Here is a 14962-nt window from a genome sequence, read left to right on the forward strand (position 1 = left end):
TTAAATAAAATATAAGGAGGCAGTGCTTAATTAAAAATATTCAATGTCAAAATTTGTTTTTGTCACCGGAGGAGTAGTTTCTAGCATTGGTAAGGGAATTGTAGCTGCAAGCTTAGGTAGATTATTAAAGTCTAGAGGATATAGTGTTTCAATATTAAAACTAGATCCATATTTAAATGTTGATCCAGGCACAATGAGCCCCTTTCAACATGGAGAAGTATTTGTAACCGAAGATGGGGCTGAAACCGATCTAGATTTAGGTCACTACGAAAGATTTACAGATACTGCAATGACTAGGTTGAATAGTGTAACAACGGGATCTATTTATCAAGCAGTCATTAATAAAGAAAGAAGAGGTAATTATAACGGTGGAACTGTGCAAGTAATACCTCACATAACGGGAGAAATTAGAGAAAGGATTCATAGAGTAGCCGCTAACAGCAATGCAGATATTATTATTACTGAAATTGGTGGAACAGTTGGTGACATTGAATCTCTACCTTTTTTAGAGGCAATAAGAGAATTCAAAAATGATGTCAATAGGAACGATGTTGCATACATACACGTAACATTACTTCCTTACATCAAAACCTCTGGCGAAATAAAAACTAAACCAACACAACATTCAGTGAAAGAATTAAGATCAATTGGAATTCAGCCAGATCTACTTGTATGCCGAAGTGATAAATCTATCAATGAAGCTCTTAAAAAAAAGCTTAGTGGTTTTTGCGGTGTAAGTATCGACTCTGTAATTGAAGCTTTAGACGCAGACAGTATTTATTCTGTACCTCTTTCTTTAAAAAAAGAAGGTTTATGCAAAGAAACCCTAAAGTATTTAGGCCTTGAAGATAAAAAATGTGATTTGAAAAATTGGGAGCAATTAATACACAACCTAAGAAATCCTGGAGATCCAATAAAAATTGCCCTTGTAGGCAAATATATTGAACTTGGAGATGCATATTTATCCGTTGTTGAAGCTTTAAGACATGCATGCATTGAACAAAAGGCTTTATTAGATTTACATTGGGTAAGTGCTGAAATGATAGAAAAAAATTCAGCAGAAACTTACTTAAATGAAGTTGATGCAATTGTCGTACCCGGAGGATTTGGCAATAGAGGAGTCAATGGAAAAATTTCGGCTATAAAATTCGCAAGAGAAAATAAAATTCCCTTTTTAGGTTTGTGCCTGGGTATGCAATGTGCAGTTATAGAATGGGCTAGGAATGTGGCTAATCTTCCAAATGCATCTAGTTCAGAACTAGACCCAAACACTCCAAATCCAGTGATACATTTATTACCAGAACAGGAAGATGTAGTTGATTTAGGTGGGACAATGAGACTTGGAGTTTATCCATGTAGATTGACAAAAAACACAACTGGAAAAAACTTATATGCTGAGGATGTTATTTATGAGAGACATCGACATAGATACGAATTTAATAATTACTACAAACAAAGTTTTTTAGATTCTGGATATAAAATTAGTGGTACATCACCAGATGGCAGATTAGTTGAGTTAATTGAGTTAGAAAATCATCCATACTTCTTAGCCTGTCAATATCATCCTGAGTTTTTATCACGACCTGGCAAACCTCATCCTTTATTTAAAGGATTAATAAAAGCCGCTCAAGATAAGTTAACTCAATCAAATTAATATTCTTTATTTTTTTGAATGAAAATGACAAATTTTTTACCCTTAGTCGAACAATTTCATTCATTACAAGGTGAAGGTTATCACGCTGGAAAAAGTGCTTTTTTTGTAAGATTAGCCGGATGTAAAGTTGGATGTACGTGGTGCGATACCAAGAATTCATGGGACGAGAAAAAACACCCTTCTATATCAATTGAAAAAATAATAGATCGCATAAAAATTGCCAGAAAAAAAGGAGCATCTTTTTGCGTTATTACAGGTGGAGAACCTTTGCAACATAACTTGGATAATTTTTGCAAAGCCATAAAAAAAATGACGATGGGAGAAGAACAAAAGCCAATGAAGATTCATATTGAGACAAGTGGAGTTAATTCGATATCAGGAAGCTATGACTGGATTACTTTATCTCCTAAAAGACACTCACCACCAAAAAATTATTTTTTAAAAAACTGTAATGAAATCAAAATAATCATAAATGATATAGAAGATATTGAATTTGCTATGCAAATAAAAAAAGAAACTTTAAAACAATATCAACTCTCTAAAAGCGAAGATGACTTAAAAAAAGAAGATAAAATTTTTTATTTACAGCCAGCATGGAACAATGCAAATGGTTTTTCTCTTGCTATCGATTTCGTGAAAAATAACCCCGATTGGAAATTGAGTCTTCAAACTCACAAATACTTAAAAATTAATTGAAATCATATGACTCTTAAAAATAAATCGATAGTAGTTTTATTATCTGGAGGTTTAGATTCTTCTACAGTTACTGGTATCGCTAAAAAATCCGAAGCTAAAATTTTTGGCCTTTCATTTGACTACGGTCAACGTCATAAAAAAGAATTAAATTCTGCATCAATAATTGCAAACCACTTTGATATCGAAGAATTTAAAATCATTAAGCTTGACTTATCTTTATGGGGAGGCTCGTCATTAACTGATACTCAAAAAAATATTCCAATAGAAGGAGTACAAACTAATAAAATTCCTAATACTTATGTTCCTGGGAGAAATACTATATTTATTTCCGTTGCACTAAGTTATGCCGAAGCAATAGATGCTGATTTTATAGGCTTAGGAGTTAATGCACTAGATTATTCTGGTTATCCAGATTGCAGACCTGACTACATAAAAAAATTTCAAGAGTTAGCAGATTTAGCTAATAAAAGAGGAAGAGAAAATAATCCAATAAAACTTTGGACACCACTATTAGATTTAAATAAAGAGGAAATTATTAAATTAGCTTTTGATAATCATGTCCCTTTAGATAAAACATGGAGTTGTTATTCGGGAAATTCAAAACCATGCGGTAAGTGTGATAGCTGCAGAATTAGAAATGCTGCTTTTGAAAAATGGCTTAATAAAAATAATAAAAAATGAAAATAAAAAAAATAATTCTAGAAAAATGGATAAATCCAGCACTGATTACGCATCATCTAACAAAAAAATTCGGAGATAAAGGATTAGCTTGGCTAGACAGTGATGGCAAAGAAAATGGGGAATGGTCAATAATAGGAATTAAACCTAAAAAAATAATCCAATCAAGAGATATCAATAATTTAGACAAAACTAATAATCCATTTAACAATTTAAGAAATATTGAAAAAGGATTTTGGATCGGATGGTTAAGTTATGAAGCTGGAGTTTTCATAGAACCCAAAAACCCATGGCGAAAATCTAATATGGCAACTTTATGGATTGCATCATATGATCCAATCATTAAATGTAATTTAATAAAAAAAGAAATAATTATCGAAGGCACAAACTCATCTGAACTGATGAATTACAAAAACATAATCAACAATATTAAAAATATCGAAGAAGAAAATATTATTAAAACAAATTTGAATTTTGATTTTTCAAAAATTAATTTGGACGAAATGGCTGAAGAATTTCAGAAAAATATTCTAAAATTGAAAAAATTAATTTCCTTAGGAGATATATTTCAAGCAAACCTAACAACTAAATGCGAAATTGAATCTTCCAAAAACTATAATCCTCTAGATATTTATTTGAAAATAAGAAGGAAATTAAGAGCTCCCTTTGGAGGAATAATAATAAATAATGATAATTATAAAGAGGCTGTATTATCAACCTCGCCAGAAAGATTTATAAAAATAGATAATAAAAATTTTGTAGAATCAAGACCAATCAAAGGAACTAGATCAAGAGATAAGGATTTAAATCAAGACGCTCTTAATGCTATCGATTTAATAACGAACGAAAAAGATAGAGCCGAAAATATTATGATTGTTGACCTAATAAGAAATGATTTAAGTAAAGTTTGCGAAACAGGAAGTATTATGGTGCCAGAAATATTAAAGCTTGAAAGTTTCTCAAAAGTTCATCATCTAACATCAGTAATCAGAGGCAAATTAAAAAAAGACAAAGACTGGATTGATTTACTAAAAGCTTGTTGGCCTGGGGGCTCTATAACTGGAGCACCTAAATTAAGATCATGCCAGAGACTTTTTGAATTAGAAGAATGTGAACGTGGACCATACTGTGGCTCATTTTTGAAGCTTGACTGGAATGGAGAGTTTGACAGCAATATTCTAATAAGATCATTTTTAATTAAAGACAAAAAAATCAATATATATGCTGGTTGCGGAATAGTTATTGACTCAAACCCTGAAGAGGAAACTAATGAACTAAAGTGGAAACTTTTACCGTTAATTGATTCACTCAAATGATTGAAACATTAGGCTGGCACAAGGATCAATGGTTGGATATTGATAGAATATTTATTGCCGCTAATAATAGAGGATTAAAATTTGCTGATGGTATATTTGAGACCATTTTGATAAAAGAAAACAAACCTATTCTTTTTGATGAACATCTGAAAAGATTAGAAAAAAGTAGCAAGATTTTAAATATTAATCTCAAAATAAATAAATTAACTTTGAGACAACTTATTCACGATGGAATTAGAAAGTTATCGCTTAAAAATGATCAATTTGCTTCAGTAAGAATAAACTATAGTCGAGGAACTAATAAAGGTCGAAAACTAACAATTGATAGCACTTCAGAGACAAAAGATTTGGACAATATATGGCTTGAGTTCTATAGAATCAAACCAAATTTTAATCCAATAAGCGTTTGCATTAGTCAAACAGAAAAAATAAATGAATTCAGTCTTATAAGTAAATGCAAAACATTTTCATATAATCAGGCAATACAAGTTTTGAGAGAAGCTAATGAAAAATCATTTGATGATTCTATCCTTTTGAATACGTCAGGTGAACTTTGTTGTGGAAGTACATTTAATCTTCTAATTAAAAGAAATAATCAATGGATAACTCCTAGAAAAGAGAGCGGCTGTTTGGAGGGGATTATGATTTCTAAAGCTTTAAAATTGAAAATTGTAAAAGAAGAATTAATTCCTCCAGAATTTCAAAATGATGACATAATAGTTGCAATTAATAGCTTATCTTGCAGACAAATTAATCAAGTTAATGATTTAAAGCTTAAACCTAAATTCGATCCAATTTATTTTTGGGATTTATTATATAGTTGAACTTTATTAATATCTGGTAAATAGACATCAGATACTTTAGTTATATTGTTATTAACCTTAAATTCAACAATTTTCCCAATAATGATAATTGATGGAGCTGAAAATTCTTTAACTTTGATTTTATCTGGAAGATTATTTAATTTCTCTATCAAACATTTTTGATTTTTTAAAGTAGCTTCTTGAATCACAGCGCATTTAGTATTCTTATCTAAACCACCGAGAATTAATTCTTCTACAATATATTTAATATTTTTTATACCCATAAAAATTACTAAGCTATCTGATGATTTAGCTAAATCTCTCCAATTAACTGTCTTTTTTTCCTTATCTACACGCTCATGTCCAGTGACGAAAGTTACAGAACTAGCAGCATCTCTATGGGTTAGTGGAATACCAAAATATGTGGGTGCTGCTATCCCAGAAGTAATACCAGGAACGATTTCAACTGAAATTCCATTTTTTTCTAAAATCGATACCTCTTCACCACCTCTAGAAAAAACGAATGGATCTCCCCCTTTAAGCCTTACGACATTTTTGCCTTCTTTTGCCAATTTCAAAATAAGAGCATTAGTTTCAACCTGAGGTACAGAACACTTCCCAGCTCTTTTGCCTACATGGAAAATTTCTGTATTTTTTCCTGCCTCTTTTGTTATTTCATCCGGAATTAAAGCATCATGAACTAATGCATCACAATTTTTTATTAAGCGTAAAGCTTTAAGAGTCAAAAGCTCAGGGTCACCAGGACCTGCTCCAACCAAATAAACAATGCCAGGCACAATAGTCTCCATTAACAAGTATGGTAGTAAAAGTTAATCGAAATGAAGGTAAATATTATGAAAGAAAGTTTATTAAAACCAAATAAAAAATTTACTCTCCTTAGTGCGTTTATCACTCTTCTAAATGATCGTTTAAGTGAAAGTATACTGTTACCTATATTACCCTCTTTTGTTCTACTTTTTGATTCTAAAGCAAGTACATATGGTTTATTATCATGCACTTATCAATTAGCTCAATTTACAGCTTCACCTTTTATAGGACTTATGAGTGATAGATATGGAAGAAGACCTGTCACTCTTTTTTGTATTACTGGCTCAGTCATAGGAATATCAATATTATCTTTTACAGTTCTTTTTAATTGGTCAAATTCAATAGCCTCTATCCCGTTATTTTTATTATTTTTAGCGAGACTAATTGACGGTTTAAGTGGGGGGACTGCAGCTACTGCAACAACAATTCTTGCAGATATTTCAAGCCCTGAAAAAAGAGCAAAAACATTTGGGCTTATTGGTGTAGCTTTTGGTTTAAGTTTTTTCTTAGGTAATATTTTTGTTGTAATTTTTGCAAGAAATACAAATAATAATTTTATTATTCCAGTTTTGATAGCCTCAATCATTCCAATAATAAATTTTCTACTTGTATTTTTTTACTTACCAGAAACCAAGCCTAATAGTGACTCAAGTAAATCAAAAACTATTTTAAAAAACCCTTTAAAAGCTCTTTTTACAGTTTTCAAAGAAGAAAAGATTAAAAAATTATCATTAGCTTTTTTTATTTACTTTATTGCTTTTACTGGATTGACCAATATCCTAATATTTTTCCTTCAAGAATCTTTAAACTGGACGACCAAAGCATCAAGTGGAACTCTTGTTGTAGTAGGAATTATTGCAATTATCGTTCAGGGGGGATTAATTGGGCCCCTGGTAAAGCAATTTGGCGAAATGCGATTAACACTCGTCGGATCAGGCTTTATTCTTGTGGCATGTGCTCTTTTAATAACTACCCCAAAAGAAAATGCGACAATTAATATTTATTCAGCAGTTTCATTTTTAGCCGTTGGGGCAGGGTTAATTACGCCCACGTTAAGAGCACTAATATCTAAGAAATTAGACATTGATAAACAAGGATCAATTTTAAGTAACCTTCAGGGTCTACAAAGTCTTGGAGGAGTTTTAGGAATTGCATTGGCAGGAAGGGTTTATGATAGCTTTGGTCCTAAATCACCTTTTATAGCTGGTTCCGTTATCTTACTTTTCATGATATACCTTATTGCAGAGGGTAAAAATAATAATTCTTTTAAAAATCAAAAATTAAAAGTTTTTTAATGAAAAGCCAAACTGATATTTACATTAATAGAGAATTAAGTTGGATTGAATTTAATAAAAGAGTACTCCTTACCGGTATGGAAAAGGAATACAAAATTCTAGATAAAGTGAAATTTTGTTCTATTTTTAGTAATAATCTTGATGAGTTTTTTATGGTAAGAGTAGCTTCATTAAAGGCTCAAGTTGAAGCAGGAATTACTAAAAAAAGTATTGACGGACTTACCCCTAAAGAGCAATTAAAAAAAATCAATAATGAAATCAAAAAGTTAACTATTCTCCAAGAAAACTTTTTAAATAATGAATTAAAAAATGAATTAAAAGAAAAAGGTGTGATTTTAAAAAAATATAAGGACCTAAGTGAAAATCAAAGAAACTGGAGTAATAACTTCTTTACAACATCTATTTTCCCTTTATTAACTCCATTAGTTGTTGATCCCGCACATCCATTTCCCTTTATAAGTAATTTAAGTCTAAATTTAGCAGCTTTAATAAAGGATGAGGAGGATTCTAAAAATCAGTTTGTCAGAGTAAAAATACCAACAAAAAATATACCCCGATTTATACGAATTCCCAATGAAATTACTCAACTTAGTGATGAAAGTTCTCACTATTTCATAAGTGTTGAAGATTTAATTGGGAATAATATAAATACTTTATTTAACGGAATGGAATGTATAAATTATTCTTTTTTTAGAGTGACAAGAGATGCAGATTTAGAATTAAAAGAACTTGAAGCTGATGATCTACTTTTAGCTGTTGAACAAAGTTTGCAAAAAAGAAGATTAGGTGGAGACGTAGTTAGATTAGAAGTGGAATCAGATATGCCAGAAAATATTCTAAAGTTACTTATTGAAAGTATCTCAATACAGAAAGAATATATATATTTTTGCAAAAGTTTATTAGGCCTAGACGATTTAAATCAGCTTACAAAAATTGATAGAGATGATTTAAAAGAAAATCTACTAATTGGAAAAACTCACCCAGAATTAAAACATTTAGATTTGCCTTCAAACAAAAACCCTAATTCTATTTTCAAGATACTTAGAAAAAAAAATATTCTGCTTCATCATCCCTATGACTTATTTAAAACTTCAGTTGAAGAATTTATAAACAGAGCAGCTGATGATCCACTTGTAATGGCTATAAAAATTACTTTATATCGAGTTTCCCAAGATTCGCCTATCATTGCAGCTTTAATGAGAGCTGCAGAGAATGGGAAAGAAGTAATGACTCTTGTTGAACTAAAAGCAAGATTTGATGAAGATAATAATATTCAATGGGCAAAACAACTTGAACAAGCTGGAATTCATGTTGTATATGGAATCATCGGATTTAAAACACATACAAAAATTGCCTTAATAGTAAGAAAAGAGAAAGGACGATTAAGGAATTATTTCCATATTGGAACAGGAAATTATAACTCTAATACTTCAAAGTTTTATACAGATTTAGGATTACTTTCAACGGATCCTGATATTGCATCTGATTTACTTGAGTTATTTAACTACTTGTCTGGTTTTTCTAAACAAAAAAGTTATCAAAAGTTATTAGTTTCTCCCTCATCGATGAGAGAGAAATTTATATTTCTGATAAAGAGAGAAATTAAAAATGCAGAAGAAGGCAAAAAAGCCGAAATAATCGCAAAAATGAATTCTTTAGTAGACCCAGAAATAATTAAACTGCTTTATTTAGCTTCAGACTCAGGTGTAAAAATTAGCCTCATCATAAGAGGTATTTGTTGCCTATATCCCCAAAGAAAAAATTTAAGTGAAAATATTAAAGTTATCAGCATTATTGGCCCTTTTCTTGAACACTCAAGAATTTTTTGGTTTTGTAACAACGGGGATAATGAGGTTTTTATAGGGAGTGCAGATTGGATGAGAAGAAATCTTGATAGAAGGATAGAAGCTGTTACTCCTATAGAGGATTATGAATTGAAATATGTAATATACACGCTTTTGCAAACTTACATTAAAGATAATTACTTTTCTTGGATAATGAAAGATGATGGTTCATATTCGAAACATGAATTAGATTCATCGCATAATCGTTCGCAAATTGACCTCATAAAAAAATAAAATTAATATTGATTTTTACAACATTTAAAAAAATACTTAATATTTTAAATTTTTTTTATTTTTTACAAAATCATTTCATATCAATGGATTTCAAGAAATAAGCTTTAAAAAAAAATTTTTTGTCTTTAAAATTTCAACGTAAAAGCAGTTTTTATTTCAATTTCAGTGCTAGCTTTTTAAAAAATCCATTATTTAGGAGGCCAGGGTGATGGGGATCCCTCTGGAATCTGCGAAAAGCTCTTCAGATAATAATTTTGATGAGCCAAGATTACCAAACACTGCGGGCAAGTCTCGCAAATCGAAATCCAGTCTTACGGCAAAACAAAGCCAAAAAAAATCTGGCAGACTCGCTTCAGATTCTATTGGCTATTACTTAAGTAGCATTGGAAGAGTACCTCTTTTGACTCCAGCAGAGGAAATAGAGTTAGCTCATCATGTTCAGAACATGAAAAAGTTGCTACAAATTCCTGAAAGTGATAGGACCCAACGAAATCTTTATCAAATTAAGATTGGCAAAAGAGCAAGAGATAGAATGATGGCAGCTAATCTAAGGCTTGTTGTCTCGGTTGCAAAAAAATACCAAAACCAAGGGCTTGAATTATTAGATCTTGTCCAGGAAGGAGCTATTGGCCTTGAAAGAGCTGTAGATAAATTTGACCCTGCTATGGGATATAAATTCTCAACTTATGCTTACTGGTGGATTAGACAAGGAATGACGAGGGCAATTGATAACAGTGCTAGAACGATCCGTTTGCCTATTCACATAAGTGAAAAACTGTCCAAAATGAGAAGAGTCTCTAGAGAATTATCACATAAATTTGGCAGACAACCTACAAGATTGGAAATGGCAACTGAGATGGGAATTGATCAAAAAGATTTAGAAGATTTAATTTCTCAAAGTGCTCCTTGCGCCTCCCTAGATGCTCATGCAAGAGGGGAAGAAGACAGAAGTACTCTTGGTGAACTCATACCTGATCCAAACTGTGAAGAACCTATGGAGGGTATGGATAGAACTATTCAAAAAGAGCATTTAGGAACTTGGCTTTCTCAATTAAATGAAAGAGAGCAAAAAATCATGAAGCTCAGATTTGGGCTAGATGGTGAAGAACCATTAACACTCGCAGAAATAGGAAGACAAATTAATGTTTCACGAGAAAGAGTAAGGCAACTAGAAGCTAAAGCAATATTAAAGCTTCGTGTAATGACAACTCATCAAAAAGCAGCTTAACCAAATTGATAAAATTTTCTCTAATTTTATTATATTTATTTTCAATTTTTTTAATATCAATAGTTTTCAAAAAATATAATGAAAATAGCAGAGAAATCGTCAGAAAAATAATACATATTGGAATAGGACCTTTAATACCAATTGCTCAATTTTTAAAAATTAATCAAAACTCTGCTCTAATCTTTACAGGAATTGTTTCATTAATGGTTTTCATCAATTACAACTATAAATTATTTCCAACAATTGAGGATGTTGAGAGAAAAAGTTATGGGACATTATTTTATTGTCTAAGTTTATTTATCTTAATTTATCTTTTCTGGGATAAAGATCCATATGCACTAATTAGTGGATTTTTCATAATGACTTTTGGTGATGGATTAGCTGGATTAATAGGAAAAAGCTTTAACTCAAAGAGTTGGATTTTTTTTAAACAAAAAAAATCTTTATATGGAACCATAACAATGTTTTTAACAAGTTTGATAGTAGTTTGCTCAATAGGATACTCTCAACAAAATAGTCTAAATTTAAATTATTTTACAATAGCTTTTATTGCGACTTTGCTCGAACAATTTAGTGTTCTAGGAATAGATAATTTCATTGTTCCAATCTCTTCAGCATTATTATTTAATTTTTTAATAACTAGCTAAGTGAATCGTATAAAATAGCGATTAATTCTTTTGTTGTTTCAATATCTATACATGCATCTGTAATGCTTCTGCCAAACTGGAGATCTTCTTTTTTTAAAAGTTTTTGATTTCCTTCCTTCAAATGACTTTCAAGCATAACTCCTAAAATATTTTTTTCACCATTACTAATTTGAGAAGCTACATTTTTAAGCACTTCCGACTGTTTTCGGAAATCTTTATTGGAATTTCCATGACTACAATCAATCATCACTTTGTGGGGAAGATTACACTGCCTCAATTCTGCTGAAATTCTTTGAACATGATCACTTTCGAAATTTGGGCCTTTTGAACCGCCCCTTAAAACTACATGTCCATCTGGATTTCCTGTAGTATTAACTATAGAAGCCATTCCATTTTCATTTACACCTAGGAAGTGATGGGATTTAGAAGCTGACTGCATTGCATTAATTGCAGTAGTAAAAGAACCATCCGTTCCATTTTTAAAACCTATAGGCATTGATAATCCTGATGCCATTTCTCTATGAGTTTGACTTTCTGTAGTCCTCGCACCTATGGCTGTCCAACTTATTAAATCTGCAATGTATTGAGGAACAATTGGATCTAGTAATTCTGTAGCAGAAGGTATGCCACGAGTTGCTAAATATGAAAGCAAACTTCTTGCCCTTCTTAAACCAGTATTAATATCATAAGAATCATCTAGATGAGGATCATTTATCAATCCCTTCCAACCAATAGTTGTTCTTGGTTTTTCAAAATATACTCTCATAATTATTTCTAATTTATCTTTATACATTTCTCGGAATTTTTGAATATATTTTGAATATTCCTTTGCCGCCTCAAGATCATGAATTGAACATGGACCCACAATGACTAAAAGCTTCTGATCATTATGATGCAAAATATTTTGTATCGATCTTCTTGTTTTAGATACTGTATTAGCAGAGTCGTGATCTAAAGGTATATCATTATGTAATCTGCTTGGAGGTATTAATGGACGTGTTTCAAGAACATGTAAGTCTGATGTCTTTTCTAAAGCTGAATTATTTGATGATGTCGTCATTGATTAATTAAGAAGTTTGAATATTTAAAAAAGCATTTATGAATACTCTCCTTTTCAATATTAAAAATAACAATAGATTAGGCATTAAACCTTACTAATGAAGAATTTGGAAACATTGCTAAAAGATTATGCAGATCATGTAGCTGAAAGAGCTGCCAAAGGTATACCTCCTTTACCTTTAAATGCTGAACAAACAAATTGTATTACAAAATTATTAGAACAAGATAGTACTTACGATTCATCTTATTTACTTGATTTACTAATAAATAGAGTACCCCCAGGAGTTGATGAGGCTGCTTACGTAAAAGCAAGCTGGCTTACTGCTATTGTTAATTCCGAAAAATATTGCAAATCAATTAATCCCGAAAAAGCAATTGAAATACTAGGAACAATGATAGGCGGATACAATGTAAATTCTTTGGTTGAAATACTTAAAGGAGAAAATAGTTTACTCGCAAAAAAAGCGGCAGAAGTTTTAAAAAATATTATTCTTGTTTACGACTCGGCTAATGAAATTTATGAATTATCTCAAAATAATATTTATGCAAAAGAAGTTGTAAATAGTTGGGCAAATGCAGAATGGTTTATAAATAAAAAAGTTCTGGAAAAAGAGATTACTTGTTTAGTATTTAAAGTTGACGGTGAGACAAACACAGACGACTTATCTCCGGCTGTACATGCAACAACACGCCCGGATATTCCAATGCATGCATTAGCTATGTTGGAATTTAAAAAACCTAATGGACTAGAGATCCTTGATAATTTAAAAAAACAAAATTTACCAATAGCTTATGTTGGAGATGTTGTTGGAACAGGGAGTTCTAGAAAATCTGCTATTAATTCACTCATTTGGCATATAGGAGAAGATATCGCTTTTGTTCCCAACAAAAAAACAGGTGGAATAATAATTGGCAGCAAAATAGCCCCGATTTTCTTCAATACTGCACAAGATTCAGGAGCTTTACCTATAGAAGCTGACGTATCTCAAATGAAAACAGGAGATGTTATTAAAATATATCCCTATAAAGGCATTATTAAAAAAATTAAAAAAGATTCAAATACTGAAGAATTAATAAGCAAATTCGAGTTGTATCCATCAACTCTTACTGATGAAATTCAAGCTGGCGGAAGAATTAATCTTATGATTGGAAGATCTCTTACGGACAAAATTAGAAACAAATTAGATTATCAACCAAGTGAAATATTTACTAGACCACACAATCCAACTGAAAGTAGTACCGGATTTACTCAAGCTCAAAAAATAGTAGGGAAAGCATGCGGTTTAGATGGAGTTAGGCCAGGAATGACCTGTGAGCCAATTATGACCACAGTTGGTAGTCAAGATACTACTGGGCCAATGACTAGAGATGAATTAAAAGAACTAGCTTGTTTAGGATTTACTGCAGATTTAGTGATGCAAAGTTTTTGTCATACAGCTGCATATCCTAAACCAGTAGATCTACTTACCCATAAAGAATTACCTGATTTTATATCTCAAAGAGGTGGAGTAGCTCTTAAGCCTGGAGATGGCATCATTCATAGCTGGCTTAACAGAATGCTTCTCCCTGATACTGTTGGCACAGGTGGAGATAGTCATACAAGATTTCCTCTTGGCATTTCATTCCCTGGAGGCTCAGGTATTGTTGCATTTGCCGCTGCAATAGGGTCAATGCCATTAAATATGCCGGAATCTGTGCTGGTTAAATTTGAGGGAGAATTATTACCAGGAATTACTCTTAGAGATTTAGTTAATGCAATCCCTCTCTTCGCAATTAAAAAAGGACTATTAACTGTTGAGAAAGAAAATAAAAAAAATATATTCAACGGGAAAATTATGGAGATTGAGGGATTACCAAATCTAAAACTTGAACAAGCTTTTGAACTTACTGATGCTACTGCAGAACGCTCATGCGCTGGTAGCACAATACTTTTATCACAAGAAACTGTTCAAGAGTATTTAAAAAGCAATATTTGCCTGCTAGAAAAAATGATCGAGAGCAATTATGAAGATTCAAAATCGATTTCAAGAAGAATAAATGATATGAAAAATTGGTTAAAAAAACCATCATTAATTCAACCAGATTCAAATGCTCAGTATGAAGAAATCATTGAAATTGATTTAGCAAAAGTAACACAACCTATAGTTGCTTGCCCTAATGATCCAGATAATGTAAAAGAAATCACTGATGTTGCAAATACAAATATTGACGAGGTTTTTATAGGTTCTTGCATGACAAATATTGGTCATTACAGGGCAGCTGCAAAAGTTCTTGAAGGAGTACAAAATTTAAAAGCTAAATTATGGATTTGTCCGCCAACAAAGATGGATGAAGAAACTCTAAAAGCTGAAGGCTACTATAAAATATTTGAAGATTGTGGTGCAAGATTAGAGTTGCCAGGCTGTTCTTTATGTATGGGAAATCAGGCTAGAGTTGATGAAGGTTCTGTAGTATTTTCTACCAGTACAAGAAATTTTGACAATAGACTTGGCAAGAATGCGCAAGTATTTTTAGGGAGTGCAGAATTGGCAGCAGTTTGTGCACTGCTTGGAAAAATACCTGAAATAGAAGAATATCAGGATATTACTAAAAATAAAATTAATCCATATTCAGATGAACTTTATCGCTATCTTCAATTTGATGAAATACACGATTTCAGCTTGACAAAGTAATCATGGAC

12 protein-coding genes are annotated in these 14962 nt (G+C 31.5%); 10 read left to right on the forward strand and 2 right to left on the reverse strand.

All coding sequences use genetic code 11. The annotated features are described in order from the left end of the window. Nucleotides 1-43: 43 nt before the first annotated feature. From HA151_RS09150 to HA151_RS09170, 5 genes are read left to right on the forward strand one after another with little or no spacing between them, the layout of a single operon-like run. Nucleotides 44-1654, forward strand: coding sequence for a CTP synthase (locus tag HA151_RS09150; RefSeq protein ID WP_209107118.1), 1611 nt, complete (start codon nt 44-46; stop codon nt 1652-1654). Nucleotides 1655-1678: 24 nt separating this feature from the next. After that, nucleotides 1679-2350 (forward strand): 7-carboxy-7-deazaguanine synthase QueE, encoded by a 672-nt coding sequence (locus HA151_RS09155; RefSeq protein WP_209107119.1) that lies wholly within the window; start codon nt 1679-1681, stop codon nt 2348-2350. Between the two features lie 6 nt (nt 2351-2356). Next, nucleotides 2357-3031 carry a 7-cyano-7-deazaguanine synthase QueC gene (queC, locus tag HA151_RS09160; protein WP_209107120.1) on the forward strand — a complete coding sequence of 225 codons (675 nt, stop codon included), beginning with the start codon at nt 2357-2359 and terminating at the stop codon, nt 3029-3031. Beyond that, nucleotides 3028-4344 (forward strand): anthranilate synthase component I family protein, encoded by a 1317-nt coding sequence (locus HA151_RS09165; RefSeq protein ID WP_209107121.1) that lies wholly within the window; start codon nt 3028-3030, stop codon nt 4342-4344. Before queC ends, HA151_RS09165 begins: the two co-directional genes overlap by 4 nt. Continuing rightward, nucleotides 4341-5168: an aminotransferase class IV gene (locus HA151_RS09170; RefSeq protein WP_209107122.1), complete on the forward strand. Its 828-nt coding sequence runs from the start codon at nt 4341-4343 to the stop codon at nt 5166-5168. The genes HA151_RS09165 and HA151_RS09170 overlap by 4 nt, the downstream gene beginning before the upstream one ends. Here HA151_RS09170 and cobA read toward each other — a convergent pair. Beyond that, on the reverse strand, nt 5141-5944 hold the full coding sequence (gene cobA / locus HA151_RS09175) for a uroporphyrinogen-III C-methyltransferase (RefSeq protein WP_209107168.1): 804 nt from the start codon (nt 5942-5944) through the stop codon (nt 5141-5143). The two genes, HA151_RS09170 and cobA, sit on opposite strands and share 28 nt — an antisense overlap. Before the next feature lie 57 nt (nt 5945-6001). Between cobA and HA151_RS09180 the strand changes: the two genes are divergently transcribed. The 4 genes from HA151_RS09180 (at nt 6002) to HA151_RS09195 (ending at nt 11223) form a co-directional block, all read left to right on the forward strand. Further along, complete coding sequence (locus HA151_RS09180) at nt 6002-7270, forward strand: MFS transporter (protein ID WP_209107123.1); 1269 nt, start codon at nt 6002-6004, stop codon at nt 7268-7270. After that, a complete protein-coding gene (gene ppk1, locus HA151_RS09185; protein WP_209107124.1) occupies nt 7270-9348 on the forward strand; it encodes a polyphosphate kinase 1 in 2079 nt (692 codons plus the stop codon). Before HA151_RS09180 ends, ppk1 begins: the two co-directional genes overlap by 1 nt. Nucleotides 9349-9556: 208 nt before the next feature. Then, nucleotides 9557-10576, forward strand: a complete 1020-nt coding sequence (locus HA151_RS09190; protein WP_100884227.1) for an RpoD/SigA family RNA polymerase sigma factor — start codon at nt 9557-9559, stop codon at nt 10574-10576. 5 nt (nt 10577-10581) lie between these two features. Further along, nucleotides 10582-11223, forward strand: a complete 642-nt coding sequence (locus tag HA151_RS09195; RefSeq protein WP_209107125.1) for a diacylglycerol/polyprenol kinase family protein — start codon at nt 10582-10584, stop codon at nt 11221-11223. Here HA151_RS09195 and HA151_RS09200 read toward each other — a convergent pair. Further along, nucleotides 11216-12283, reverse strand: a complete 1068-nt coding sequence (locus tag HA151_RS09200) for a 3-deoxy-7-phosphoheptulonate synthase (RefSeq protein WP_209107126.1) — start codon at nt 12281-12283, stop codon at nt 11216-11218. The genes HA151_RS09195 and HA151_RS09200 overlap by 8 nt on opposite strands. 97 nt (nt 12284-12380) lie before the next feature. Between HA151_RS09200 and acnB the strand changes: the two genes are divergently transcribed. After that, entirely contained in the window at nt 12381-14954 is a 2574-nt protein-coding gene (acnB, locus tag HA151_RS09205) for a bifunctional aconitate hydratase 2/2-methylisocitrate dehydratase (RefSeq protein WP_209107127.1), read from the forward strand. The last annotated feature ends 8 nt before the right edge of the window (nt 14955-14962 follow it).

Origin of the sequence: Prochlorococcus marinus XMU1419 (assembly GCF_017695955.1) — a bacterium.
Classification (GTDB): domain Bacteria; phylum Cyanobacteriota; class Cyanobacteriia; order PCC-6307; family Cyanobiaceae; genus Prochlorococcus_A; species Prochlorococcus_A marinus_AD.

Excerpts from the sequence above, each read along its gene's own strand:
- HA151_RS09150 (WP_209107118.1), top strand. The coding sequence starts at position 44 with ATGTCAAAATTTGTTTTTGTCACCGGAGGAGTAGTTTCTAGCATTGGT.
- HA151_RS09155 (WP_209107119.1), top strand. The coding sequence starts at position 1,679 with ATGACAAATTTTTTACCCTTAGTCGAACAATTTCATTCATTACAAGGT.
- queC (WP_209107120.1), top strand. The coding sequence starts at position 2,357 with ATGACTCTTAAAAATAAATCGATAGTAGTTTTATTATCTGGAGGTTTA.
- HA151_RS09165 (WP_209107121.1), top strand. The coding sequence starts at position 3,028 with ATGAAAATAAAAAAAATAATTCTAGAAAAATGGATAAATCCAGCACTG.
- HA151_RS09170 (WP_209107122.1), top strand. The coding sequence starts at position 4,341 with ATGATTGAAACATTAGGCTGGCACAAGGATCAATGGTTGGATATTGAT.
- HA151_RS09180 (WP_209107123.1), top strand. The coding sequence starts at position 6,002 with ATGAAAGAAAGTTTATTAAAACCAAATAAAAAATTTACTCTCCTTAGT.
- ppk1 (WP_209107124.1), top strand. The coding sequence starts at position 7,270 with ATGAAAAGCCAAACTGATATTTACATTAATAGAGAATTAAGTTGGATT.
- HA151_RS09190 (WP_100884227.1), top strand. The coding sequence starts at position 9,557 with ATGGGGATCCCTCTGGAATCTGCGAAAAGCTCTTCAGATAATAATTTT.
- HA151_RS09200 (WP_209107126.1), bottom strand. The coding sequence starts at position 12,283 with ATGACGACATCATCAAATAATTCAGCTTTAGAAAAGACATCAGACTTA.
- acnB (WP_209107127.1), top strand. The coding sequence starts at position 12,381 with ATGAAGAATTTGGAAACATTGCTAAAAGATTATGCAGATCATGTAGCT.